The 23,133-nt window shown below is 60.6% G+C and carries 24 protein-coding genes; 9 read left to right on the forward strand and 15 right to left on the reverse strand.

Features of this window, described 5'->3' with window-relative positions; translation table 11 throughout:
* Positions 1 to 2: 2 nt before the first annotated feature.
* From N4R57_14730 to N4R57_14785, 12 genes are all read right to left on the reverse strand, one after another.
* Complete coding sequence (locus N4R57_14730; GenBank protein UYV36268.1) at positions 3 to 758, reverse strand: SDR family oxidoreductase; 756 nt, start codon at positions 756 to 758, stop codon at positions 3 to 5.
* Positions 755 to 2,230 (reverse strand): carnitine 3-dehydrogenase, encoded by a 1,476-nt coding sequence (locus tag N4R57_14735; GenBank protein ID UYV36269.1) that lies wholly within the window; start codon positions 2,228 to 2,230, stop codon positions 755 to 757. The genes N4R57_14730 and N4R57_14735 overlap by 4 nt, the downstream gene beginning before the upstream one ends.
* A complete protein-coding gene (locus tag N4R57_14740) occupies positions 2,227 to 2,796 on the reverse strand; it encodes a lipocalin family protein (protein ID UYV36270.1) in 570 nt (189 codons plus the stop codon). The genes N4R57_14735 and N4R57_14740 overlap by 4 nt, the downstream gene beginning before the upstream one ends.
* Complete coding sequence (locus tag N4R57_14745; GenBank protein UYV36271.1) at positions 2,793 to 3,188, reverse strand: hypothetical protein; 396 nt, start codon at positions 3,186 to 3,188, stop codon at positions 2,793 to 2,795. The genes N4R57_14740 and N4R57_14745 overlap by 4 nt, the downstream gene beginning before the upstream one ends.
* Before the next feature lie 19 nt (positions 3,189 to 3,207).
* Entirely contained in the window at positions 3,208 to 4,122 is a 915-nt protein-coding gene (locus tag N4R57_14750) for a 3-keto-5-aminohexanoate cleavage protein (protein ID UYV36272.1), read from the reverse strand.
* 114 nt (positions 4,123 to 4,236) lie between these two features.
* Positions 4,237 to 5,058 carry a lysophospholipid acyltransferase family protein gene (locus N4R57_14755; GenBank protein ID UYV39589.1) on the reverse strand — a complete coding sequence of 274 codons (822 nt, stop codon included), beginning with the start codon at positions 5,056 to 5,058 and terminating at the stop codon, positions 4,237 to 4,239.
* A 149-nt stretch (positions 5,059 to 5,207) separates the two neighbouring features.
* Complete coding sequence (locus tag N4R57_14760; GenBank protein ID UYV36273.1) at positions 5,208 to 5,486, reverse strand: HPr family phosphocarrier protein; 279 nt, start codon at positions 5,484 to 5,486, stop codon at positions 5,208 to 5,210.
* A gap of 5 nt (positions 5,487 to 5,491) precedes the next feature.
* Positions 5,492 to 5,887: a PTS fructose transporter subunit IIA gene (locus N4R57_14765; GenBank protein ID UYV36274.1), complete on the reverse strand. Its 396-nt coding sequence runs from the start codon at positions 5,885 to 5,887 to the stop codon at positions 5,492 to 5,494.
* A 39-nt stretch (positions 5,888 to 5,926) separates the two neighbouring features.
* Positions 5,927 to 6,826, reverse strand: a complete 900-nt coding sequence (rapZ, locus tag N4R57_14770) for an RNase adapter RapZ (GenBank protein ID UYV36275.1) — start codon at positions 6,824 to 6,826, stop codon at positions 5,927 to 5,929.
* A gap of 22 nt (positions 6,827 to 6,848) precedes the next feature.
* The gene (locus N4R57_14775) at positions 6,849 to 7,232 is read right to left on the reverse strand and encodes an HPr kinase/phosphatase C-terminal domain-containing protein (protein UYV39590.1); all 384 of its coding nucleotides are present in this window, start codon (positions 7,230 to 7,232) and stop codon (positions 6,849 to 6,851) included.
* Positions 7,132 to 9,006, reverse strand: coding sequence for a sensor histidine kinase (locus tag N4R57_14780; protein UYV36276.1), 1,875 nt, complete (start codon positions 9,004 to 9,006; stop codon positions 7,132 to 7,134). Before N4R57_14780 ends, N4R57_14775 begins: the two co-directional genes overlap by 101 nt.
* A 56-nt stretch (positions 9,007 to 9,062) precedes the next feature.
* Positions 9,063 to 9,764, reverse strand: coding sequence for a response regulator transcription factor (locus tag N4R57_14785; protein ID UYV36277.1), 702 nt, complete (start codon positions 9,762 to 9,764; stop codon positions 9,063 to 9,065).
* A gap of 370 nt (positions 9,765 to 10,134) precedes the next feature.
* On the opposite strand from N4R57_14785, the gene N4R57_14790 reads away from it, so the two are divergent.
* Together N4R57_14790 and N4R57_14795 are read left to right on the forward strand one after the other, a co-directional pair.
* Positions 10,135 to 11,733, forward strand: coding sequence for a phosphoenolpyruvate carboxykinase (locus N4R57_14790; GenBank protein ID UYV36278.1), 1,599 nt, complete (start codon positions 10,135 to 10,137; stop codon positions 11,731 to 11,733).
* 500 nt (positions 11,734 to 12,233) lie between these two features.
* On the forward strand, positions 12,234 to 13,232 hold the full coding sequence (locus N4R57_14795) for a hypothetical protein (GenBank protein UYV36279.1): 999 nt from the start codon (positions 12,234 to 12,236) through the stop codon (positions 13,230 to 13,232).
* Positions 13,233 to 13,368: 136 nt separating this feature from the next.
* Here N4R57_14795 and N4R57_14800 read toward each other — a convergent pair whose 3' ends face one another.
* Positions 13,369 to 14,415 (reverse strand): aldo/keto reductase, encoded by a 1,047-nt coding sequence (locus N4R57_14800; GenBank protein UYV36280.1) that lies wholly within the window; start codon positions 14,413 to 14,415, stop codon positions 13,369 to 13,371.
* A 177-nt stretch (positions 14,416 to 14,592) separates the two neighbouring features.
* Between N4R57_14800 and N4R57_14805 the strand changes: the two genes are divergently transcribed.
* The 4 genes from N4R57_14805 to N4R57_14820 all read left to right on the forward strand — a co-directional run bounded on the left by N4R57_14805 (position 14,593) and on the right by N4R57_14820 (position 18,381).
* Positions 14,593 to 15,825 (forward strand): MFS transporter, encoded by a 1,233-nt coding sequence (locus N4R57_14805; GenBank protein UYV36281.1) that lies wholly within the window; start codon positions 14,593 to 14,595, stop codon positions 15,823 to 15,825.
* A gap of 84 nt (positions 15,826 to 15,909) precedes the next feature.
* Positions 15,910 to 17,622, forward strand: a complete 1,713-nt coding sequence (gene metG / locus N4R57_14810; GenBank protein ID UYV36282.1) for a methionine--tRNA ligase — start codon at positions 15,910 to 15,912, stop codon at positions 17,620 to 17,622.
* Between the two features lie 27 nt (positions 17,623 to 17,649).
* Positions 17,650 to 18,042 carry a 5-carboxymethyl-2-hydroxymuconate Delta-isomerase gene (locus N4R57_14815; protein UYV36283.1) on the forward strand — a complete coding sequence of 131 codons (393 nt, stop codon included), beginning with the start codon at positions 17,650 to 17,652 and terminating at the stop codon, positions 18,040 to 18,042.
* 24 nt (positions 18,043 to 18,066) lie between these two features.
* The gene (locus N4R57_14820; GenBank protein ID UYV36284.1) at positions 18,067 to 18,381 is read left to right on the forward strand and encodes a cupin domain-containing protein; all 315 of its coding nucleotides are present in this window, start codon (positions 18,067 to 18,069) and stop codon (positions 18,379 to 18,381) included.
* A gap of 207 nt (positions 18,382 to 18,588) precedes the next feature.
* On the opposite strand, the gene N4R57_14825 is transcribed toward N4R57_14820, so the two are convergent.
* The gene (locus N4R57_14825; protein ID UYV36285.1) at positions 18,589 to 19,380 is read right to left on the reverse strand and encodes an inositol monophosphatase; all 792 of its coding nucleotides are present in this window, start codon (positions 19,378 to 19,380) and stop codon (positions 18,589 to 18,591) included.
* Between the two features lie 278 nt (positions 19,381 to 19,658).
* Here N4R57_14825 and N4R57_14830 point away from each other — a divergent pair, with 278 nt between their 5' ends.
* Positions 19,659 to 20,372: a hypothetical protein gene (locus N4R57_14830; protein UYV36286.1), complete on the forward strand. Its 714-nt coding sequence runs from the start codon at positions 19,659 to 19,661 to the stop codon at positions 20,370 to 20,372.
* Positions 20,373 to 20,393: 21 nt separating this feature from the next.
* On the opposite strand, the gene N4R57_14835 is transcribed toward N4R57_14830, so the two are convergent.
* Entirely contained in the window at positions 20,394 to 21,305 is a 912-nt protein-coding gene (locus tag N4R57_14835; GenBank protein ID UYV36287.1) for a LysR family transcriptional regulator, read from the reverse strand.
* A 141-nt stretch (positions 21,306 to 21,446) separates the two neighbouring features.
* Between N4R57_14835 and metF the strand changes: the two genes are divergently transcribed.
* A complete protein-coding gene (metF, locus tag N4R57_14840; protein ID UYV36288.1) occupies positions 21,447 to 22,310 on the forward strand; it encodes a methylenetetrahydrofolate reductase [NAD(P)H] in 864 nt (287 codons plus the stop codon).
* A gap of 73 nt (positions 22,311 to 22,383) precedes the next feature.
* A complete protein-coding gene (locus tag N4R57_14845) occupies positions 22,384 to 22,875 on the forward strand; it encodes a PaaI family thioesterase (protein UYV36289.1) in 492 nt (163 codons plus the stop codon).
* The last annotated feature ends 258 nt before the right edge of the window (positions 22,876 to 23,133 follow it).

Here is a 23,133-nt window from a genome sequence, read left to right on the forward strand (position 1 = left end):
ACTCAGGGCTTGGGGTCGGGGTTTTCCGTATGGCCATCAACTGCAATCACCTGCCCCGACACATAGCGCGCCGCATCAGAGCCAAGAAAAAATGCCATTTCCGCGATGTCACGGCTTTCTACGAAACTGCGCATCGAGGTGCCAGCAGCATAGCCCTCATACACCGCATCGCGGCTCATGCCCTTGGCAGCGGCCTCGCGGTGTAAAACCGCCTCCATCCGTGGCCCTTCAACCGCACCGGGACAGATCGCATTGGCGCGAATACCATGCGGGCCAAGCTCCATCGCGAGCGTTTTCATCAATCCGATAATGGCCCATTTCGCCGCCGCATAAGGCGCGCGGTTCGGATAACCGAATTGCCCCGCCGTTGAAGAGGTCAGCAGCATCGCGCCCTTGCCTGCTCGTTTCATCATCGGCGTGGCCAGCTTCGACGCCAGAAACGCGCCCTCAAGATTGACGCTTACACAGGCGCGCCACTCGCTCAACGCCACATCCTCGACCGGCGCGGTCGGTCCGGCGATGCCGGCATTGGCGCAGAGCACGTCAAGCCCGCCCCACTCCGCCTCTATCTGGGCAAACACCGTCGTCATCGCGGCCTCGTCCGCTGCATCGGCGACCGATACGCGCCATCCGCCGGGCAGATCATCCGGCGCCGCAATGTCCACAACCCAGACCTGCGCCCCCGCCGCATCGAACCGCTCGGCAATGGCGCGCCCGATCCCCGACCCGCCGGCCGTGATCAGAACCCGCTGGCTCACCTCGGTGCCCCAATCGCGCGCCCGGCGCCTTCGGGCATGGGCAATGCCGCATGCGCCTCCGCCACCTTGACCAATGCGGCTTCGACCTCTGGCGCGGGCGGTGCCGACCGGCGGGTTTTCAGATCGACATGCAGCAGCATATGCTCCCCCGTCGCGACAAGCCGATCGCCCTCGGACATCTCATGGAACAGGTGCATTTTCTTGCCCTTGCCCTCAAGAACATGCGTGCGAATGTCGATCACCGCACCGGCGTGCGCCTCGTCCACATGGCGGATGTGGCTCTCGGCGGTGAAGTAACTGCCGCCATTCGCGATATAGTCTGCGTCGCAACCGATCATCGTCATGAAACGGTCGGTCGCATCGGCAAAGGCCTCAAGATACCGGCTCTCGGTCATATGCCCGTTGTAATCGAGCCACTCCAACGGCACCGCCCGCCGCGCCGTCAGCACCGGACCCGACAGATCGGCCAGCTGGTCGACATGCTGCACCAGCCCCGCCGCGGCTTCGCTCTTGCGGTCATGCGCTTTTTGCAGCGCTCCCGCGCCCCAATCCTCACGCAGCAGGCTGCGCATGATCCCCACAAGGTTGGCGTCGCGAATCCGTTCCAACTCGCGGATCGAATGCATCCCCGATTGCACGTCCGACTGATCCGCAATCGCGTCGATCAACTCGTCCGTTAGCTCGGGCACATCCATCAATTTGGTCCACGGCCATTCAAGGCACGGTCCGAACTGGGCAATGAAATGGCGCATTCCGGCCTCGCCGCCCGCCACGCGATAGGTCTCAAACAACCCCATCTGCGCCCACCTCAGGCCAAAGCCGAAGCGGATCGCGTCGTCAATTTCCTCGGTCGTGGCGATGCCGTCCTTGATCAACCACAAGGCCTCGCGCCAGACCGCCTCAAGAAACCGATCCGCGATATGGGCGTCGATCTCTTTTTTCACATGCAGCGGATGCATCCCCACCGACGACAACAACGCCTTGGCCTTGTCGATCAACCCGGCGTCATTGGCCTCGGTCGTTACCAGCTCAACCAGCGGCAAAAGGTAAACCGGGTTGAACGGATGCGCCACGACCACCTGCCCGGGCCGCGCCAAGCCCGCTTGCAATTCCGACGGCTTATACCCCGAGGTGGACGAGCCGATCACCGCGCCTTCGGGAACATGCGTCATCAGTTCCGCATAGACTTTCTGTTTCAACTCAATGCGCTCGGGCACGCTTTCCTGCACCCAATCAGCCCCCTGAACGGCGTCTTCAATCGTTGAATGCAAGCTCAACGCGCCCTCCGGCGGCAAGGCGACATTGCCCAAGCCCGGCAGGGAACGGCGCGCGTTTTCCATCACTTCGGAAATCTTGCGCTCGGCCTCCGGGTCCGGGTCGAACACCCGCACCGTCCACCCGTTCAACGCAAACCGCGCGGCCCATCCGCCGCCGATCACGCCACCGCCAATGATTGCTGCAACCTTGCTCATTGCTCTGCCCTTTGCGCTTTGGACAGGTCATAGCCCATCCATTCCATGATATCGCTTGCCGCCTTGATCCGGTCCTGACCACCCGTGGCCTTGCGGTCCATGATCCAGCCGAACCGCCCGTTCGGCGTGCCAATCGCAACGGTGCGGTCGTCCGCATCCATCCACAAAACCCAAAGCGCGGCACCGCCAAACGCCTGACCGCCGGTTTCCTCGAACCGGCCCGGACCGGACGTGCGCAAATCGGCGGCAAAGGGCAAAAAGCTCGCCCGCTTGGCCGCATCAATCCCGAATTTTTGCGCCTTAAGGCGCACCCCCTGTGGCGTGCGCACTATGCGAAGCCCCGCCATGCCGCCTGCGGCATCTGTCGACAGATAGGGATCACCAATCCACGAGCGGCGCACCACCCATGCCCCGGCCAGCCGTTCAGGCGTTACGTTCACCTGACTTGAAATCGCCGCCGCCGGATCACGCAGTGGCGGCACGTCTGGTGCCGGCGCAACACAGCCAACAAGCCCGCCAATCATCACGAGAGAGATCGCAGCCCCAAACGCTCGGCCACGGATCATTTCCGGTTCAGCCAATCCACCGAATTGCCCGGCGGGCGGCAGCGATGGAACTTCAACGGCTCACCCTGTCCGCTCCACATCCAGATCATATCGCCCTCGCCCATGATCAGTCGGGACTCGCGATAAATGCTGCCTTCGCTTTGGCATTCAACTGCAAGCTTCACCGCCTGCATCCCCCGCAACTGGCGCACGTCCGCGATCCGGCAGGTGTTTTCATATCCGCGCAGCTCGCCTCCCAAAATGGCAATCGGCGCTGGCGTCACCTCGCCGATCTGGTCAACCCGGTTGCACCACGACTTGTCCCAGGACCAAAACCCCTCCCACCACTCGGCCGCAAACGCGCTGGCGGGGGTCAAGGCAAGCACCACTGCAAAAACTAATTTCCTTGGCATAATACACCTCACGTTACTGTCATGAACGCGCCGGCGCGCGCTTGGTCAATCCCAAATTCTGGCGCACCTCCTCGGGGCCAATCACCCGCGCGCCCATCCCTTCGACAATGCCCACCGCCCGCTCAACCAACTGTGCATTGGTGGCCAACACGCCCTTCTCAAGCCAGAGGTTATCCTCAAGCCCGACACGCACGTTGCCCCCGGCCAGAACGCTCGCCGCGACATAGGCCATCTGGTTGCGCCCCAACCCAAAAGCCGAAAAGCTCCAGTCGTCGGGCACATTGTTCACCATCGCCATGAAGGTGTTGAGATCATCGGGCGCGCCCCAAGGCACACCCATACACAATTGCACCAACGCAGGGCTGTCCAGAACCCCATCCTTGACCAATTGCTTGGCATACCACAAATGGCCGGTGTCAAACGCCTCGATCTCGGGCTTCACGCCAAGATGGGTCATCATCCGGCCCATCGCGGTCAACATGCCCGGGGTGTTCGTCATGACATAGTCGGCCTCGGCGAAATTCATCGTGCCGCAATCAAGCGTGCAAATCTCTGGAAGGCATTGCTTGATATGTTCGACCCGTTCGGCCGCGCCGATCATGTCGGTCCCGTCTTGCACAGGAAGCGGGCTTTCTGTCGGGCCGAAAATAATGTCGCCCCCCATCCCTGCGGTCAGGTTCAAAACCACATCAACCTCGGCTTCGCGAATGCGGTCCGTGACCTCGCGGTAGAGATCAAGCCGACGGCTCGGGGCACCGCTTTCCGGGTCGCGCACATGGCAATGCACCACCGCCGCCCCGGCACGGGCGGCATCAATTGCGCTGCTGGCGATCTCCTCGGGGCTGCGCGGCACATGTGGAGAACGGTCCTGCGTCCCGCCCGATCCGGTCACGGCACAGGTGATAAAAACGTCTCGGTTCATAGCAAGGGGCATGGCTTTTCCTCTAGATCAGTTGATCCGACATTGCCCGTGCATCATTCCTGCAAACCCGCCCGAAAGCGACACTCTTTTGAGCTTACTTGCCAAAAATTTTTGTCGCCCGCGCGCTCAATCCTTGAGCGACAGCGTATGCTCGCGCAGCCACGTCATAAACCCGCGCGGGTCGTCTTTGACCATGGCTGTTTTCTCATCGGGGATCGGATGGCCGACGACAGGCGATTGCGGCTTGTTACAGCTGTAGACGATCTCGTGCAGCAACAGCCCCTGTCGCAACGTCGCGGAGATACGGTTGGCAATTTGATACCAGCGCGAGTTTGAGCCCTTGAAATGCACCGGCACCACCTTTGCGCCCGAGCGGCGGATCATCTGCGCGGTGAAGACATTCCACTCCCGCTCGATCGCCGGGCCAAACATCGTGTCGGACGAGGCCACAACCCCGGAGGGGAACAGCGTCACCAGCCCGCCAGCCTTGAGATGCGCCATCGCCTGACGCCGCATTTCAACGAATTTCGCTTGGGCATTTTCCTCATAGGGAAACGGCACCGGGATCATATAGGATGAGGCGACCTCATCAATTCCGGTCAACAATGCGCGCGTCAGGATGCGGTAATCATTGCGAACGCGCCCGATCAGATCGGCCAAAATCATCCCATCAACAAGCCCATGCGGATGGTTCGCCACCACCACAACCGGCCCCTCTTTCGGGATGCGTGCCAGCTGCTCATCCGGGGTGCCAAGGTCAATGCCCATGACTTTGAGCGTCGCGGGCCAAAACGCTTGGCCGCGCGGCGCGCCCATCCGTTCAAACTTGCGCACCATGCGAATGATCGAAACTTTGCCGGTAACCCATTCAATCGCGCGGATCACCGTGCCTTGGATCGGGCTGTCAAACGAGTTGGCATAGGTCAGCGACCGGCGGTCATGCCGGATCGGGGCATCCTCTGCCCCGGCAACTGCACTGTCGACGACCCCGTCAACATCGGGGGCTCCGGTTGCATTGCTGTCCCGGTAACTGTCCTCCAACTGGGTTCAACTCCGCTTGTCACTCTGTTTGTCGCACTGTCGCCCGGTGGGCGCGTTTACATGTCCTCGCCGAAACGATCCGCCACCAGCGCCTCAATGGCAAACGCCAGCGCCTCGGCATCCGCTCCGAAGGTTTGCACGTCAATAGTGCTTCCTTTCGACGCTGCCAACATCAAAAGACCCATGATGCTGTCGCCGCTGGCGCTCACGCCATCGCGGCTGATCTCGGCAGAAGCGTCAAAGCCTTCCACAACCTCAACCAGTTTGGCCGACGCGCGGGCATGCAGGCCCTTCTCGTTCACGATGGTCAATTTACGAATTGTCGTCTCACTCATCGGATTTACGCCTCGGCACTAATGTTCTGACTGTCAATATATCTGCGACCTGCCTCTTTGGCCAAACGCACCGCGTCGGCCACGTTCAGATGGCGGGATTTCGCAAGCTTGATAAGCATGGGAAGGTTGGCACCATAGAGGATGCGCCGCTTTTCCTTGGCGCAGGCCTGAAGCGACAGGTTCGACGGTGATCCGCCGAACATATCGACAACCATCACGACACCATCGCCCTGATCCACGTTATCAGCCGCGCCGCAAATTTCGGATTGCTTCACGCCGCGGTCACAATCGGCGGATATGGCTACGCTGCGCACACCTTTTTGCACGCCTACGACGTGCTCCATCGCGGACAGGTATTCCTGTGCCAATCCGCCATGTGCGACGATCACGATTCCGATCAAGCAGGATCCCCTTGAAACATTCTTCCACCCCTCCCCGGCTCAACTTCGGGTGATTTCGCCCGACCGCCGTTCGAGTTCGCGGTGCCTAATTGACACCCGCCAGCCCGCTTCTGCAAGGGCTTTGGCAAGGTTTTCCGTCAATGTGACCGAACGATGTTGCCCGCCGGTGCAGCCAAAGCCGATCGACAAGTGTGTTTTTCCCTCGTCGGAATAGGCCGGCAGCAGCATTTCAACCAAACCGCGCACCTGCTCGAAAAACGCGTCATAGCGCGCGTCCTCGGCAACATAGGCCTGCACCCGTGCGTCGGTTCCGTTCAGCCCGCGCAGGGCCTCATCCCAATAAGGGTTACGCAAAAACCGGCAGTCGAACACCATGTCGATCGCCCTAGGCAACCCGCGTTTGTAAGAGAAAGAGTTTAACGAAACCGCAAGCCCCTGCCCCGCTTCCGGCGCGAACCAGCGTTCCACCTCGGCGCGCAATTCATGGGGCGTCATTTCGGACGTATCAACAAGGAAATCGGCCCGCGCCCGGATCGGCCCCAACAGGTCGAATTCGCGCGCGATCCCCTCGCCGGGGCTTTCTGCCGGGGCCATTGGGTGACGTCGCCGGGTTTCCGAGAACCGGCGCAACAAGACGCCCTCACGACAATCTAGGTAAAACAGCTCAAGCTGGCGGCCATATTCCTCGCCGAACCGGTCGATCGTCTCGATCAGGGCATTGGCCGAAAACTCGCGGTTGCGCGTGTCCACCCCCAATGCCAGCGGGCGGTCGTGTTGTGCCCCCTCTAACAACCCCGGCAACAGGCTAAGCGGCAAGTTGTCGATGGCCTCGAACCCAAGGTCTTCCAACGCCCGGATCGCGGTCGAGCGCCCGGCCCCGGACGGGCCGGTGACCATCACACAGCGCGGAACAGTCGCGGATCGGTCTAGCGGTGCCATGTCTACTCTGCTTTCGTTGCGGTTAGTCGGAACGTCCTGCCTTTAGATATTGCAGAATCGCCGCCGGAAAATGACCTGTCGCGCTATTGTGAAGAAGCGGCAAGGAAACCCCCAGCAGATTCTTGTGTCTTTTCGGGGGAAGACGCTCATTTTCGTCGTGATCCAGATCGACGACCAACGCCAAAGCGGTCGGCCCCGCCGTCGCCGCGTTCAGAATACCCACAAAGCGTGCTTCGATCAGACCTGCAATCTGGGCAGGCGCATCTGCGATCACCGCCTCTTCTTGCCGCTCAAGGATCACGCGATCATCCGCAACCAACCCCGCACCCAGCGCCATAAGCCGCAAAGCAAGGGCCGATTTCCCCGCCCCCGATGGGCCAAGGATCAGGACACCGCGCCCCGCAATCCCAACACAGCTTGCATGCACAATCGTTGGCTCGCCGCCCGCCGTTTTGGAGTGCTCCCCGACCACAGCGCCAGCCCCGAAGGCTCAGACAGGCAGGCAGGCCCACGACAAACCGTGCGCCCAGCGGATCAGAGGTGATATCGGCATCGGTCGGGCGGATGTTTTCGGCCCAGATCACGCCGTCATGCGCCTCGACAATCTGTTTCGAAATCGCCAGTCCAAGGCCGGAGTTGTTGCCAAACTGCCCTTCTGGCCGTTCGGAATAGAACCGCTTGAATACTTTTTGCAGGGCTTCATCGGGGATGCCCGGACCGGTGTCTTCGACCACGACAAGCACCCGGTTTTGCCGCTGCCGTGCCCAGACGCGGATCGCATCGCCATCTTCACAAAACGAAATCGCGTTGGTGATCAGGTTGACAAACACCTGCGCCAATCGCGCTTCCAGCCCGTCGATGACAATCGCATTCGCGGGCAAATCGCTGATAAAGTCGATCCCCTTTGATTTCGCGTCCTCGCCCAGAAATTCGCACAGGTTGCCCAGCATCTTGAGAAGGTCAAAGCTCTCCTGCTCTTCTTTCACAAGCTCGCTATCAAGGCGCGACGCGTTGGAGATATCGCTGACCAAACGGTCAAGCCGGCGCACATCGTGTTCGATCACATCCAACAATTTGCCGCGCTGCTCTTCTTTCTTGACCATACGTAGACTGCCCACCGCACTGCGCAGGCTGGCGAGCGGGTTCTTGATCTCATGCGCCACGTCGGCGGCGAATTGTTCGTTGCCATCAATCCGGTCATAAAGCGCGTTCACCATACCGCGCAGCGCCCCGGACAGGCGGCCGATTTCATCAGGCCGCGCCGTCAAATCCGGAATCCGAATGCGCCCGGTGGACTTCTGGCGGTTGTCCCGGTCGCGGCCAATCTCTGCCGCCGCGGCAAGGTCGCTGATCGGGTTGGCGATGGTCGAGGCCAGAACAAGGCTTAATCCAATCGAAACCAGCGTTCCGACAACGAACATCTGCAACACGCGCTCACGCTCAACCCGGACGAGGTAATCAATCTCACCCGATGTCGAGGCAAGAATAAGCACCCCGACCACGTTATCGCCTTGTTTCACTTGGGTCGACACGGTGTAAACGCGCCCTTCCCCCTCGCTTCCCGCGACAACCTGTGCGCCATCTTGCAGCGTGCTGGTCACCAATTGGCGCGCCTGATCTTCAACCGCAATCAGGGGTTTGGCGGGTTTCTCGCCGGTAAACAGGCCGGAAATCTTGGTCCAGAGCCACGACAACCCATCCGTCAGATAGGTTCGCCCGTCGGTTTTGCTATCGGACAATGGCGACGCAATCCCGCGCCCGCCCGCCGTGCCGACCAACTCACCAGAGGTGTCAAACAGAAAGACCTGCACCCCTTTGCGCATGTCCAGCCCGTCAAGCGTCGCCGTCACGTCGATCCCGTCACCAGCGGCAAGATTGACAGGCGCGGTGCCGCCCATCTGTGCCTCAAACACATCCGAGATCAGCTCAACTTCGCTGGCAAGCCCACGCACCCGTTGCAACGCCAATCCGTCCCGCGACGAATTGAGATACAAAATACCCGCCACAAGAATGTTGAGCGCAATCAGGTTGAAAGTGATGATCTTGCGCGCCAGAGGCGACGCGCGCAACGAGAACAATCCGCGCTTCTCTCTCGAAACGCGGACCTCATCGTCCACTGTACTGCCCGGAGCAACAAAATCGTCACCCAGAACAATATCACCGTCGTGTTCAGGCGCCATGTCGCGCACGTTGATCCTTTCGGCTAGAGCCTCAGGTAAAGCCTCAGGCGATCACCTTATTCTTCGTTATACCTGTAGCCGATACCATAGAGCGTCTCAATCGCAGAGAAATCGCCGTCCACGCTACGCATCTTTTTGCGCAACCGTTTGATGTGGCTGTCGATCGTGCGGTCATCAACATACACTTGGTCGTCATAGGCCACATCCATCAGCTGATCGCGCGACTTGACGAAGCCGGGACGCTGGGCAAGCGCTTGAAGCAAAAGGAATTCTGTCACGGTCAGCGACACATCCTTGCCCTTCCACGCAACCGCATGACGCAGCGGGTCCATCCGCAGATCGCCACGTTCCATCACCTTGGTTTCTTCGGTGTCCCCAACGATATCACCCGCCACGGCGTCTTGGCGACGCAACAGCGCACGGATCCGCTCGACCAAAAGACGCTGACTGAACGGTTTTTTGACATAATCGTCCGCGCCCATTCGCAGGCCCAGAACCTCGTCGATTTCGTCATCTTTAGACGTCAGAAAAATGACCGGCATGGTGGTTTTTTGGCGCAGACGCTGCAACAAATCCATCCCGTCCATACGCGGCATTTTAATATCCAGAACCGCCATATCGGGCAATTTCCGGTTAAACGCGTCAAGCGCCTGCTGACCGTCATGATATGTTTCGACCTCAAAACCCTCTGCCTCAAGGGTCATGGCCACGGATGTCAGGATATTCCGATCATCGTCCACAAGGGCGATTTTTGACATGTCTGAAGTCCTTTATACTGCTCATTATGCTTGTTTTTTCTGGCACAATTGCCGCTTTCCTTCCCACAATCAATCCCCAACTGCAGATCAGTAAAGGTTTCGCGGCAAATGTGGCGCGAAAATCGCTTAAGAATGACTAATTTGCCTCACTTTTCGTTTCATATCGGAAAAAATCTTATGAGAACCGGCGGATGATTGCGTTAATCCGAACTTGGTTGCGCTAACTGCGTCAAAGCTGCCTGTTCCCTGCCGTCACCCGCATGCTAAGAGGCCCACACCGGGCCCAGAAGGGGCCGGTTCAAAAGGCGAATTACGCCGACGAATAGAACTAATCCGCAAGATCAGCGGGCGCATCAGGAGCAAAAGTGACATGACATTTGGACGGGTAAACCCGAATTTCCGGCTCGAAGACCAGGGTATCAACGGTCTCGGCAATGTCTTTTACAACATCATGGAGCCCGATCTGATCGAGCATGCCGTCAAACGTAGCGAAGGACGTTTGGGCCGCGGGGGCACCTTCCTCGTCTCCACCGGAAAATTCACCGGCCGCTCGCCAAAAGACAAGCATGTGGTGAAAACCCCTTCGGTTGCCGACAGCATCTGGTGGGATAATAACGCCGAAATGTCGCCCGAAGGCTTTGACGCGCTTTACGCCGATATGCTCGCCCATATGAAAGGGCGTGACTATTTCGTTCAGGATCTCGTTGGCGGCTCTGATCCGGCCTATGCAATTAACGTCCGCATGGTGACCGAGCTGGCTTGGCACGGGCTGTTCATCCGCCACCTGCTGCGCCGCCCCGAACGCGCGGAGCTCGACGGATTTATGGCTGACTTCACCGTCATCAACTGCCCCAGCTTCCAAGCGGACCCGGCCAAGCACGGCTGCCGCTCTGAAACTGTGATCGCGATGAACTTCGACGCCAAGATCATCCTGATCGGTGGCACCGAATATGCTGGCGAGAACAAGAAATCGGTCTTCACCCTGCTGAATTATCTGCTGCCCGACCAAGGCATCATGCCGATGCACTGCTCGGCCAACCACGCCACCGGCAATCCGGTTGATACCGCCGTGTTCTTTGGCCTGTCCGGCACCGGCAAAACAACACTTAGCGCCGATCCCGCCCGCACGCTTATTGGCGATGACGAGCACGGCTGGTCCGATCGCGGCACCTTCAACTTCGAAGGTGGTTGCTATGCCAAGACCATCAACCTCTCTGCCGAGGCCGAGCCGGAAATCTACGCGACAACCGAAAAATTCGGCACCGTGATTGAAAACATGGTCTATGATGAAGAGACCCGCGAGCTTGATTTCGACGATGACAGCCTCACCGCAAACATGCGCTGCGCCTATCCGCTCGAATATATCTCCAACGCGTCGGACACCGCGCTTGGCGGCCATCCTAAGAATGTCATCATGCTGACATGCGATGCCTTTGGCGTGTTGCCTCCGATTGCCCGGCTCACCCCGGCGCAGGCGATGTATCACTTCCTGTCCGGTTTCACCTCCAAGGTCGCCGGAACCGAACGTGGCGTGACCGAGCCTGAGCCAACTTTCTCGACCTGTTTCGGCGCCCCCTTCATGCCGCGCCGTCCCGAGGTTTATGGCAACCTCTTGCGTGACAAGATCGCCAAGCACGGCGCGACCTGCTGGCTGGTCAACACCGGTTGGACCGGTGGCGCATATGGCACAGGCAGCCGCATGCCGATCAAGGCCACCCGCGCTCTGCTGACCGCCGCGCTTGACGGATCACTGAACGAGGCAACCTTCCGCAAGGACCCGAACTTTGGCTTTGACGTGCCCGTCACGGTGCCCGGTGTCGATGCAACCCTGCTCGATCCGCGCGCCACATGGGGCGACAAGGACGCCTATGATGCACAGGCCCAAAAGCTGGTCGAAATGTTCGCCGGCAACTTTGCCCAATACGTGCCTTACATCGACGACGATGTAAAAGCCGCCGCCATCGGCTGATCAAAGCTGACGTCAGCTTTGGCGCCAGCTTTGGCGTCCTGCACGACATAAAACCTCATCAAACCCGGCCGTCATTGGCCGGGTTTTTTGTGTTTTGATGAGGCGCGCACCCCGCCACCCCCCATGACATTTCCGCCGCCGCACCGTTGCCTGCGCAGTTCACGCAAATTGCGCGCAGTTTAAGCGCTGAAAGCCCGGCAATCTTTATCATTCGCTAAGGCACTTGGTTTAGGCCTTCGCGCCAAACCCAGCTGCAATGGACCTAAAGGCCGCTTTCAATGATCCCCTCCCCCTCCGACCCATGCTGGAGTCGCGCTTTGTTCAGCGACAGCAACCTCTCCGGCGCATCCCTTGCCACGCGTATCCTTGTGTCGCGTCTGCGCCGCGAGGGCCCTAACCTCGCCCGGAGATGCCAGCCAGCAAATCGGCGAGCTGCGCAGGTTCTTCGAAAAATCCGGCTTCGCCGTCAAAGACATCGCCCTCTTCTGAAAGGAATGAAAATGAAAAACGCCATGATGAGCGTCGCCGAGGCAACGCAATGTATCGAAAGCGGCGCGGTTCTCGTTATTGCCGGATCAGAAGCCGCATTGTCGCAACTGCCCGCCGGTAAATGGGTTGGCGGCACCTCCGTGTATTTCATGACCGCCACCGGCGGCCGCGTTGATCGCGAAAACGTCTTTGTCACCGAATTCGACGACGCCCGCGATGCGCGGGTTGTCATGTATGTCGGTCGTGACCTCGATCAACTGACAGCGAACCGGTTTGAAAACGGCCTGTCGATAATCCTGATCCCCGCGTTTTCCGAGGCACACGCCGACTTTGCCCTCAACGGCGCGTCTTTCCCCGGCCTGTTCGAACAACCCTTGATGGGCTGGATTTCCGGCATGCATCTTGATGACACCGCCGCGGACAGCCCCAAGGTCGTAGACGGCGCGACGGCCACCATCCACGCCGAAGGCGCCGCCGTATTGCACGTGGATATCGGTCAGGACATGATCGCCGATATCGACATCGTGAACCTGTTCGAGCAGGACCCAGACGCCGATGAACTCCAGTTCACCGAAGACGGGTTCAGCGCCAAGACCGCCATCATCAATGGCAAGGAAACCGATCTGCTCAGCTACATCTCGGAGAATGACATTGATACGGAAATGCCGCTGGTGGCGAATTATGCCGGTGCGATGATCAACGTGTCATTCCAATCACTCGATACTGAAAGCGGTGTTGCCTTCTACGCCCCGGTAGTCGCCGGCGTGACTTATCGACAGGCCAAAGCGCCCGCCAACTTTGCCCGGAAGTTCGCCCAACTCGCCACAGGCAATGGCACCGAGGAGCTGTCTTGCAACTGCATCCTCAACTATGTTTACGGCGAGTTGGAAGGCAAAAAGACCGCTGACTTCACCGGCCCCGCCACCTTTGGCGAAATTGCCTATATCCTGCTCAATCAAACGATGGTCAGGGTCAGCTTGCAGGCGGCAGCGAAAGCCGCGGTTGCGTAACACGGCCTTCGTGCGACTTTCATTGTTAAACCCCGGCCCCGCAACGGGACCGGGGTGCATTGATGCATCATATTCCGCTAGATTGGCGCAAGGTTAGAACCGCGCCGCCCCAGCTCAAGGGCCGGAAAACCCGCCCTTAACACGGCATCGGATGCGCCCGATGCGCCGCGTCGATCTCATCCAGAACATCCTCGCTCAACGTCAACTCGGACGCGCCCAGCGCAAGCTCAAGCTGCTCCATCGTTGTCGCCCCGAAGATCGGAATGGTGGGAAAAGGCCGCGTCAGCGTCCATGCCAACGCCATTTGCGCCGGGTCCAGCCCATGCCGCTTGGCAATCTCAAGATAAGCCCCGACCGCGCCGAACACCCGCTCTGTAACCCGCCCGCCAAGATTGGGCACAAGGCTCTTGCGCGACCCGTCCGGCACCGCGCCGCCCTGATACTTGCCGGTCAACAGCCCCGCCGCCAAGGGCGAAAACGCCAACAGCGTCACCTCTTCATTGTGGCTCAACTCGGCCAGATCAGTATCGAACAACCGGCACAACAGCGAATATTCGTTCTGGATCGCAGCCACCCGCGGCCCGCCCACGCGCTCGGACGCGGCCAGCCACTGTGCCGTGCCCCACGCGCTTTCGTTCGAGAGGCCAAAGGCCCGGATGCGCCCCTTTTCCACCTCGCGCTGCAACGCGCCCAGCGCTTCCTCCATATGCCGCAGTGTCGCTGCGCGGTCCTGATCCGACGGATCAAAGGTCCAGTTGCGCCGGAACATGTAAGAGCCGCGATTGGGCCAGTGAAACTGATACAAGTCGATCACATCGGTCTTGAGCCGCGTCAGGCTCCGCTCAACCGATGCTGCAATCGTTTCGGGCGAAATCGGCGGCGTTCCACCCTCTTTCACATCCGATCCCTCGCCCAGATGCTTGGTCGCCAGAACCACATCATCCCGCCGACCTGTCTTCGCAAACCACTCACCGATGATTTCCTCGGTCCGGCCAAGGGTTTCGGCGCTGACCGGATTGACGGGATACATCTCTGCCGTGTCGATAAAATCCACGCCCCGCTCCAACGCACGGTCAATCTGGGCATGCCCTTCCGCTTGCGTGTTCTGCGTGCCCCATGTCATCGACCCAAGACAGAGCGCGCTGACCTCGATCCCGGTCTGTCCCAGCTTTACTCGTTGCATCCTGCGTTTCCCTTTTGGTTGCCTGTCGCGTTGGGCGGCACAGTCGCACTCTGACATCCGGGCTTCAAGCCGATCCAGCCCATCCGACCACCCATCCACGCACAGCGATCAAAAAAACGACACCGCTTGGTCGCCTTCCCACTTGCAACCCAAACCGGGGCTGCGATGGTAGAGCCCATGCGACTGCTCATTTCCTTTGCGGCTCTCTTCTTGTCGGTGCTTCTATTGCAGCTCTCCTCGGGCGGCGTTGGACCCCTTGACGCTCTGTCGGGGCTCAAGCTCGGCTTTACCCGCGAACAGATCGGCCTTTTGGGCTCGGCGCATTTCCTTGGCTTCTTCATCGGCTGCTGGTGGGCGCCGCGCCTGATGGGCAGCATCGGCCACTCCCGCGCCTTTGCCGCCTTTACCTCGACCGGCGCGATTGGCCTCTTGGGGCATTACCTTGTGATCGACGCTTACGCTTGGGCGGCGATGCGCGTCGCCTCGGGTCTCTGCGTTGCTGGCTGCTATACGGTGATCGAGGCTTGGTTGCAGGCCAAAGTCACCAATGAAACCCGGGGCCGCACCATGAGCGTCTATCGCATGGTCGACATGTCCGGCTCGCTTGCGGCGCAGATGGTGATCTCGGTGCTCGCGCCCGCCTCCTATGTGTCCTACAACCTGCTGGCGCTGCTCTGCTGTGCCGCGCTCCTGCCCATCACGCTCAGCAAGACCAGCCAGCCCGAAACCCCCGACGCGCCGCGCCTGCACCCGATGCTGGCGGTCACCCGCTCGCCCCTCGCCGCCGCCGGCGCGGTTGTCGCCGCGCTCAGCTCGGCCTCCTTCCGGATGGTCGGCCCGGTCTACGGTCAGGAGGTCGGCCTCGCCACCGCGCAAATCGCGTGGTTCCTCGCCGCTTTCGTGCTGGGCGGTGCGTTGGCGCAATACCCTGTCGGCTGGCTCGCGGACAAATATGACCGCCGCTGGGTGCTGATCGGCATGTCCTTCGCTGCCGTGCTCAGCTGTGTCACCACCGCTCTGCTGACGGGTCTCTCGACCACCGGCATTATGATCAACGCCATGATTTTCGGGCTGACCACCTTCCCGATCTATTCGATCTCTGCCGCCCACGCCCATGATTTCGCCAGCAGCGACGAGCGGGTCGAGCTTTCTGCCGCGCTGATGTTCTGGTTCGCCGTCGGCGCCATCGCCGCGCCGCTCCTCGCCTCGCGCCTGATGGAGGCCTTCGGCCCCCCCGCCCTTTTTGCCATGATCGGCGTCGGCCATGTGGTGCTGATCGTCTTCGGACTCAGCCGGATGCGGGTGCGCGCCTCGCCTGCCACGCGCACCACCTATGTCTGGTCGCCGCGCACCTCGTTCCAAATCGGCCGCCTGTTCGGAAAATCCCGCGATACCGCGCGCAAAGACTAACCTGACAAGCACGCTCACCCCGCTGGCACTCCGCCGCGCGATGGTCTATTGCAAAACGCGAAACCTAAGGATTTGGGAAAGCTCATGGCCCGCCACCTCATCACCTCCGCCATCCCCTACATCAACGGGATCAAGCACCTCGGCAATCTCATCGGCTCGCAACTGCCCGCCGATCTTTTCGCGCGCTTCCAACGGGCGCGCGGCAACGAGGTGATGTTCCTCTGCGCGACCGATGAACACGGCACCCCGGCCGAGCTCGCCGCCGCCAAAGCGGGCAAACCGGTGGCCGAATACTGCGCCGAAATGCATGCCGTGCAAGCGAAAATTGCCGATGGATTCGGGCTCAGCTTTGATCACTTCGGGCGCTCTTCCTCCCCGCAAAACCACGCTCTGACCCAGCATTTCGCAGGGTGTCTGGCCGATGCCGGGTTGATCCGCGAAGTGAGCGAGAAACAGGTCTATTCGCACACCGACAAACGCTTCCTGCCTGATCGCTATATCGAAGGCACCTGCCCCAATTGCGGCTATGAAAACGCCCGTGGCGACCAATGCGAAAACTGCACCAAACAACTCGACCCGACCGACCTGATCAATCCGCGCTCGGCCATTTCGGGCAGCACCGATCTCGAAGTGCGCGAGACCAAACACCTCTACCTCAAGCAATCGCAAATGCGCGACAAGCTGAACGAGTGGATCGACTCCAAGTCCGACTGGCCGGTGCTCACCACCTCGATTGCGCGCAAATGGCTCAACGATGGCGACGGGCTACAGGATCGCGGCATCACCCGCGACCTCGACTGGGGCATTCCCGTCAAACGCGGCGCCGATGATTGGCCGGGGATGGAGGGCAAGGTCTTTTACGTCTGGTTTGACGCCCCCATCGAATACATCGCCTGCGCTCAGGAATGGGCCGACGCCGGAACCGGGCGCGATTGGGAGCGTTGGTGGCGCACCGACAAGGGCGCCGATGACGTGACCTATACCCAGTTCATGGGCAAGGATAACGTGCCTTTCCACACGCTGTCTTTCCCGGCGACGATCCTCGGCTCGGGCGAGCCGTGGAAGCTGGTCGATTACATCAAATCGTTCAACTACCTCAATTATGACGGCGGTCAGTTCTCCACCAGTCAGGGGCGCGGTATCTTCATGGATCAGGCGCTCGAAATCCTGCCCGCCGACTACTGGCGCTGGTGGCTGCTCAGCCACGCCCCCGAAAGCTCGGATGCCGAATTCACCTGGGAGAATTTCCAGGTCTCGGTGAACAAGGACCTCGCCGATGTGCTTGGCAATTTCGTCAGCCGCGTCACCAAGTTCTGCCGCTCGAAATTCGGCGAAACCGTCCCCTCCGGCGGCACTTACGGCGCCAAAGAAGAGGCGCTGATCACCGAACTCACCACCCGCATCCGCGCCTATGAAACCTTCATGGAAACCATGGACGTGCGCAAATCCGCGCAAGAGCTGCGCGCGATCTGGTCGGCCGGCAACGAATACCTCCAAGACGCCGCGCCTTGGGCCACCTTCAAGGAAGACCCCGAGCAGGCAGGCGCGCAAATCCGCCTCGCGCTCAACCTGATCCGCCTCTATGCGGTGCTGTCTTCGCCCTTCATCCCCGATGCCACAGCCAAGCTGCTCTCGGCGATGAACACGCTCGACACCGAATGGCCCGACGATGTCGCCGCCGCCCTCGCGGCCCTGCCCGAAGGCCACGCCTTTTCGGTCCCCGACAACCTCTTCTCGAAAATCACCGACGACCAGCGCGAAGACTGGGCCAGCCGCTTCGCCGGCACCCGAAGCTAAACGCCCCCGCAGCGAAGGAGCACAGACATGCCCCATTTCAGCATCGAGTATTCCGCCAATCTCGAAGAGATGGTCGACATCGCCGCCCTCTGTGACCACCTGCGCCGCGCGGCAATCGACACCGGCGTGTTCCCCATGCCCGGCGTGCGGGTGCGCGCGCATCGTGCCGCCCATGTCTCAATCGCCGATGGCGATCCGAAACACGCCTTCCTCGACCTCTCGATCCGCCTGCGTGGCGGCCGCCCGGCCGAGGCTAAAACCCGCGCCACCCAAGCGGTGTTCGACGCGCTGAAATCCTTTATGGAGCCCGCGCTCGCTCAGCACTCCATCGCGCTCTCCGTGGAAATGCGCGACATCGACCCCGCTCTTTCCCCCAAAACGGGCACCATCCGCGACCACCTGCCCCCCGCCAGCGACTGACCCCTAACTCAAGGACCAAACGCCATGTGTTCCTCAACATCCCAAGGCACCGCCACCGGCGACATCCTGATCGAAAACGACCGCGTCCGCATCACCCGCTGGTCCTTTGGCGCCAAGGGCGACAACACCGGCTGGCACCGTCACGAATATGACTATGTGGTGGTTCCCCAATTCGACGGCACGCTCGACATCGACCTGCCCGACGGCGAACACATGACGGCAGAATTGCAAAACGGCGTGCCCTACTTCCGTGAAATCGGTGTCGAGCATGACGTCAAAAGCGGCAATGATTTCCCCTGCGCCTTCATCGAAATCGAACTGCTCGACAAAAAGGGCTAACCCGCCTCCATATGGCCGAACAGAAGGCCGAATCTGGCCTCAAAAAACGCCCGCCCCTTCATCTGACTGGAAATATCCCGGGGGGTACGGGGGGCTGGCCCCCGTTTTAATCAGCGGGACGGGGGGCTGGCCCCCCATTTTTCCCTGCGATCAGGGGCGCTGCCCCCGGCTTCTACTACGGCGTGAAGGGCTCCCCCCACAAAACCGTCACGCCCCGCGAATAACCTTGGCAAGCGGCTCAAACATCGGCTCGTTGGCACAGATCACCTCGCCATCGCCCAGAATGTCGCCACCCTCCGTCAGCGGCTCGATCATGCCACCCGCTTCGCGCACGATCACAACGCCCGCCGCCATATCCCAGGCATTCAAACGCCGCTCCCAGAACCCGTCATAGCGCCCGGCCGCGACATAAGCCATGTCCAGCGCCGCCGACCCGAACCGCCGCACGCCCGCACAGGCCGGCAACAACCGGCCCAGATCTTTCAACGTCTCGGGCAAATCCGCGCGCCCGCCAAACGGCAGACCGGTCGCGAAAATGCTCTCAATCATCCGCCGGCGACCGGACACACGCAATCGGTTGGAATCGTTCAACCATGCGCCCTCGCCCTTTTCGGCATAAAACATCTCGTCCTTGGCCGGGTCATAAATCACCCCCGACACAACCTGCCCCTTATGCTCAAGCGCGATCGAAACCGCCCAATGCGGCAGCCCGTGCAAATAGTTGGTGGTCCCGTCCAGAGGATCAACAATCCAGCGCCGCGTCGGGTCATCACCCGGCTCTTCGCCGCCCTCTTCGGCCAACCAGCCATAGGTCGGGCGCGCCCCGCGCAGCTCGTCCTTGATAATCTGCTCCGAGCGCAGATCGGCCCGGCTCACAAAATCGCCCGCGCCCTTCATGCTGACCTGCAAGTTTTCAACCTCGCGGAAGTCCTTCACAAGGCTCCGACCCGCCTTGCGCGCCGCCTTCATCATGATGTTGAGATTTGCACTGCCTTGCATGGGCTGAGGCTCCTGACGCCGTATTCGAATATCAAGCCGCGCGTATAGCCTCTGCACACCCCCTTGCCAAGGCCAAGAAACAAGTGTTTGCACAGGCCCGCGCAACCCCATAGCCTTCTACGACAAGGCCGCCGGGGTAACTGCATGAAATTTTTCACTTTGCTTGCACTTCTGCTCGCCCAGCCGCTCTGCGCGGAAACGCCGCTCCCCCCGGCTTTCCCTTGGCGCTGCTAGACACCGCGCCAAAGGTCGCAAACGGCAGGGCGCACTGCACGCCATTGCAAAAATCCTTGCAAGCACAGGCTGACCTCGTGGTGCTCACCTATGCTTGCACCCTCCCCGCCACGACCAGCGCGCCTGGCTTCTTGATCGAAGTCACCGCCCATTTTGCGCAGAGAGATGGCACCTGGCAACGCATTGGCCTGCGTGCGCTCGACACGTTCAGCCCCTCGCCCATGTCCGGTTTCCCCACTTGGCAGGAGTATCAAACCCTCTCCCCCGCCCGCATCGCATTGGATATGGGCCCGACCCTCGCGGCGCTCTGGCCTGACATGCCGCGCGAAACCGCCGCGCATAATCTCTATGCTATCCTCGGGCTCAAGTTTTCGGACAGCCCCAGACTGCAAAACTGGATCGACGCGCGGCGCAGTGCTTTTGACGCGTTCAAAACCGCGCTTCTCCAACGTCGCGCTGAAAACAATGGCAGAGGCTTCGCCCTCACACTGCGCAACGACAAGGACACGCCGCTTGGCCACGCCATGCTGCGCCTTGGCCTGCAAACCTGTATCGTGACCCGCGCAGGCACGCTCGACCCCGTTGTGATGGAACCGGACACGCCGGAAATCGACTGTTCCTATGCCCATGTGGGCGGCGACAACCGCGCCGGGTTCTTGTGGTCCTCTACCCCGGAGCGCATCCCGCGCCTGCGGCTGAACCGGGTCTATTTCCTGCTTGATCTGGGCGGCGGTTGGTTTGCCTACCGCGAGACCTAGACCCGCGCGGCACTCAGCGCCTCATTCTTGACCGCGCTGCAACCGCACCGGAATTTCCCGCCCCAGCTTAAGGAAATGCGCCATATAGGGCTTGTCGGCGTCATCCGCACGAACCGCCGCGTAAAGCCGCTTGGTCAGCCCCTTTTCGGTGATTGGCCGGGTGACATAATCGCTGCTATAGCGCACCTCGCGCACCACCCAGTCAGGCAAAACCGCGACGCCCCGGTTCGACGCCACCAGCATCAGGATCACGGCCGTCAACTCCACTTGCCGCACCGATTTCGGCTCGACCTTGGCCGGGGTCAACAACTCGGTAAACACGTCCAAACGCGCGCGCTCCACCGGATAGGTGATCAACACCTGATCCCGCAGGTCATCTGCCGTGACGAACTCTTTCTGAGCCAACGGGTGGCTCGCCGCTGCCACAAACACCGGTTCGTAATCAAACAACGGGCGAAATTCGACGCCGGGCAGGTCTTCGGGATCGGATGAAATCACCACCTCCACATCTTCGCGCCCCAACGCAGGCAATGCATCAAACGCCAATCCGGGGCGAATATCGACATCAACATCGCCCCAGGCCTTGCGGAATTGCTCCAGAACCGGAAACAGCCATTCAAAACAGGCGTGGCATTCGATCGCGATATGCATCCGCCCCGCGCTGCCCTCGCGCAGGCCCTCGAATTCCGCCTCCAGCGCTTCGATCTCCGGCAGCACCTTCTCGGCAGTGCGCAACAGCCGCTGCCCGGCCGCGCTCAGCCTCAAGGGCTTGGACCGGCGCACAAAAAGCTCGACACCGGCTTGATCCTCGATCCCCTTGATCTGATGCGACAGGGCCGATTGCGTGATGTTCAACTGATCCGCCGCCCGCGCCAAACCGCCGGTCTCATGGATGGCGCGAATGGTGCGCAAATGGCGAAATTCAATATGCATCGGCCCCTCCAACACAGGTCCAAGATCTTCCTAAACGGGCTTAAAACTGAGCCGCCCTCATGTAAACCTTGAAAACTATGAATTTGCTTCAATATCGGTTCTGCCCCACAACCATGGAAACAGATCAAGCGAGATGCCCCGATGCTTCCTTCCATTTCATTCGAGTTTTTTCCGCCCCAAAACCTCGAAGGCTCGTTCCGCCTCTGGGACACGATTCATACGCTGGCGCCGCTGAACCCGCGCTTTGTGTCCGTGACCTACGGTGCCGGAGGGACAACGCGTGACCTCACCCGCGACGCGGTGCGCACACTGCACAAGGCCACCGGGCTAACCGTTGCGGCGCATCTGACCTGTGTTGACGCCACCCGCGCCGAAACGCTCGAGACCGCTGAAGAATACGCCGCCTCCGGCGTGACCGAAATCGTCGCGCTGCGCGGTGACCCGCCTAAAGGCTCCGGTGCGTTTCAGGCCCACCCCGAGGGCTTTGCCAACTCGGTCGAACTGATCGAAGCACTGGCAGACACCGGCAAATTCACCATGCGCGTCGGCGCCTATCCCGACACCCACCCCGAGGCCGACAATTTCGACGCCGACATCGCTTGGCTCAAAGCCAAGCTCGACGCCGGTGCGGACGAGGCGCTGACCCAGTTCTTCTTCGAGGCCGAAAGCTTCCTGCGCTTCCGTGACGCTTGCGTCAAAGCGGGCATCGACAAGCCGATCGTGCCGGGCATCCTGCCGATCGAAAACTGGAAAGGCGCGCGCAATTTCGCCTTCCGCTGTGGCACCTCGGTGCCGACATGGCTGGATGATGCCTTTGCCAAGGCCGCCCGCGACGGGCGCGAAGACCTGCTGGCCACGGCGCTCTGCACCGAACTCTGCTCGGACCTGATCGCCGAAGGCGTCGACAGCTTGCATTTCTACACGCTCAACCGCCCCGAACTCACCCGCGACGTGTGCCACGCGCTTGGCATCACCCCGACGGTGCAGCTCGAAAACGTGGCGTAACAAACCCCAAGCCCATCTGGACGGCCCCCCGGTGCCGTCCTAGCCTTTCCCCACGCGCAAAGGGGAGAGATTGATGAGCGAGCACCGAAAATACGCAGAGACCCCGGACGATCTCGTCTCTCTGGACGAGATCCTGAGCATGTCCGGCCTGGATTTCATGCAAGCCATAAAGGAAGGCCGCTATCCCGGTCCGCCCATCGGGCGCACCCTCGGCTTCTGGCCCAGCCACATCGAAGAAGGCAAAGCGGTCTTTTCTGGCACCCCCGAATTCGGCGTGATGAACCCGATCGGAACAGTCCACGGCGGCTGGTACGGCGCGATCCTCGACAGCTGCATGGCCTGCGCAATCCAGACCAAAGTGCCGAAAGGCTCCACCTACACAACGCTTGAATACAAGATCAACATCATCCGCCCGATCCCAATCGGCACCAAAGTTGATGCGATTGGAACAGTCCATCACGCCGGCCGCTCGACCGGAATTGCCGATGGTGAAATTCGCGGAGTTGACGATGGCAAACTCTATGCCACGGGCTCAACCACTTGCATCATTATGAAAATGAAATAGCAGGTTTTGCGCCGCACTTCGTGCGTCGCCAGGGGGGGCCTCGCTTCGCTCGGCCCGGCGATTTTGGCTTGCGGTGCGCCCTATGCTGGCAAGTTCGCGCCCGTGGCAGGCAATGGGAATTGGGTATTTGAGCCATTAAAGAAACAACGCGCATAGATTCCGGATGCGCGTTATTTCGCTCTGCAAATGCGCAAACGCTACCCCCCCACACACCCAGTAAATGCAAGGCGTAACGCCCCCCGTCAACCGCGGGGCGGG

The organism is Rhodobacteraceae bacterium D3-12 (assembly GCA_025916135.1).
Lineage (GTDB): Bacteria > Pseudomonadota > Alphaproteobacteria > Rhodobacterales > Rhodobacteraceae > JAKGBX01.

Bases quoted from the DNA above. Each gene is read 5' to 3' on its own strand.
- N4R57_14820 (UYV36284.1), top strand. From the start codon at position 18,067: ATGTGTTCCTCAACATCCCAAGGCACCGCCACCGGCGACATCCTGATC.
- N4R57_14835 (UYV36287.1), bottom strand. From the start codon at position 21,305: ATGCATATTGAATTTCGCCATTTGCGCACCATTCGCGCCATCCATGAG.
- N4R57_14740 (UYV36270.1), bottom strand. From the start codon at position 2,796: ATGATCCGTGGCCGAGCGTTTGGGGCTGCGATCTCTCTCGTGATGATT.
- N4R57_14750 (UYV36272.1), bottom strand. From the start codon at position 4,122: ATGCCCCTTGCTATGAACCGAGACGTTTTTATCACCTGTGCCGTGACC.
- metF (UYV36288.1), top strand. From the start codon at position 21,447: ATGCTTCCTTCCATTTCATTCGAGTTTTTTCCGCCCCAAAACCTCGAA.
- N4R57_14745 (UYV36271.1), bottom strand. From the start codon at position 3,188: ATGCCAAGGAAATTAGTTTTTGCAGTGGTGCTTGCCTTGACCCCCGCC.
- N4R57_14815 (UYV36283.1), top strand. From the start codon at position 17,650: ATGCCCCATTTCAGCATCGAGTATTCCGCCAATCTCGAAGAGATGGTC.
- N4R57_14790 (UYV36278.1), top strand. From the start codon at position 10,135: ATGACATTTGGACGGGTAAACCCGAATTTCCGGCTCGAAGACCAGGGT.
- N4R57_14735 (UYV36269.1), bottom strand. From the start codon at position 2,230: ATGAGCAAGGTTGCAGCAATCATTGGCGGTGGCGTGATCGGCGGCGGA.
- N4R57_14795 (UYV36279.1), top strand. From the start codon at position 12,234: ATGAAAAACGCCATGATGAGCGTCGCCGAGGCAACGCAATGTATCGAA.
- N4R57_14845 (UYV36289.1), top strand. From the start codon at position 22,384: ATGAGCGAGCACCGAAAATACGCAGAGACCCCGGACGATCTCGTCTCT.
- metG (UYV36282.1), top strand. From the start codon at position 15,910: ATGGCCCGCCACCTCATCACCTCCGCCATCCCCTACATCAACGGGATC.
- rapZ (UYV36275.1), bottom strand. From the start codon at position 6,826: ATGGCACCGCTAGACCGATCCGCGACTGTTCCGCGCTGTGTGATGGTC.
- N4R57_14805 (UYV36281.1), top strand. From the start codon at position 14,593: ATGCGACTGCTCATTTCCTTTGCGGCTCTCTTCTTGTCGGTGCTTCTA.
- N4R57_14800 (UYV36280.1), bottom strand. From the start codon at position 14,415: ATGCAACGAGTAAAGCTGGGACAGACCGGGATCGAGGTCAGCGCGCTC.
- N4R57_14760 (UYV36273.1), bottom strand. From the start codon at position 5,486: ATGAGTGAGACGACAATTCGTAAATTGACCATCGTGAACGAGAAGGGC.
- N4R57_14825 (UYV36285.1), bottom strand. From the start codon at position 19,380: ATGCAAGGCAGTGCAAATCTCAACATCATGATGAAGGCGGCGCGCAAG.
- N4R57_14780 (UYV36276.1), bottom strand. From the start codon at position 9,006: ATGGCGCCTGAACACGACGGTGATATTGTTCTGGGTGACGATTTTGTT.
- N4R57_14785 (UYV36277.1), bottom strand. From the start codon at position 9,764: ATGTCAAAAATCGCCCTTGTGGACGATGATCGGAATATCCTGACATCC.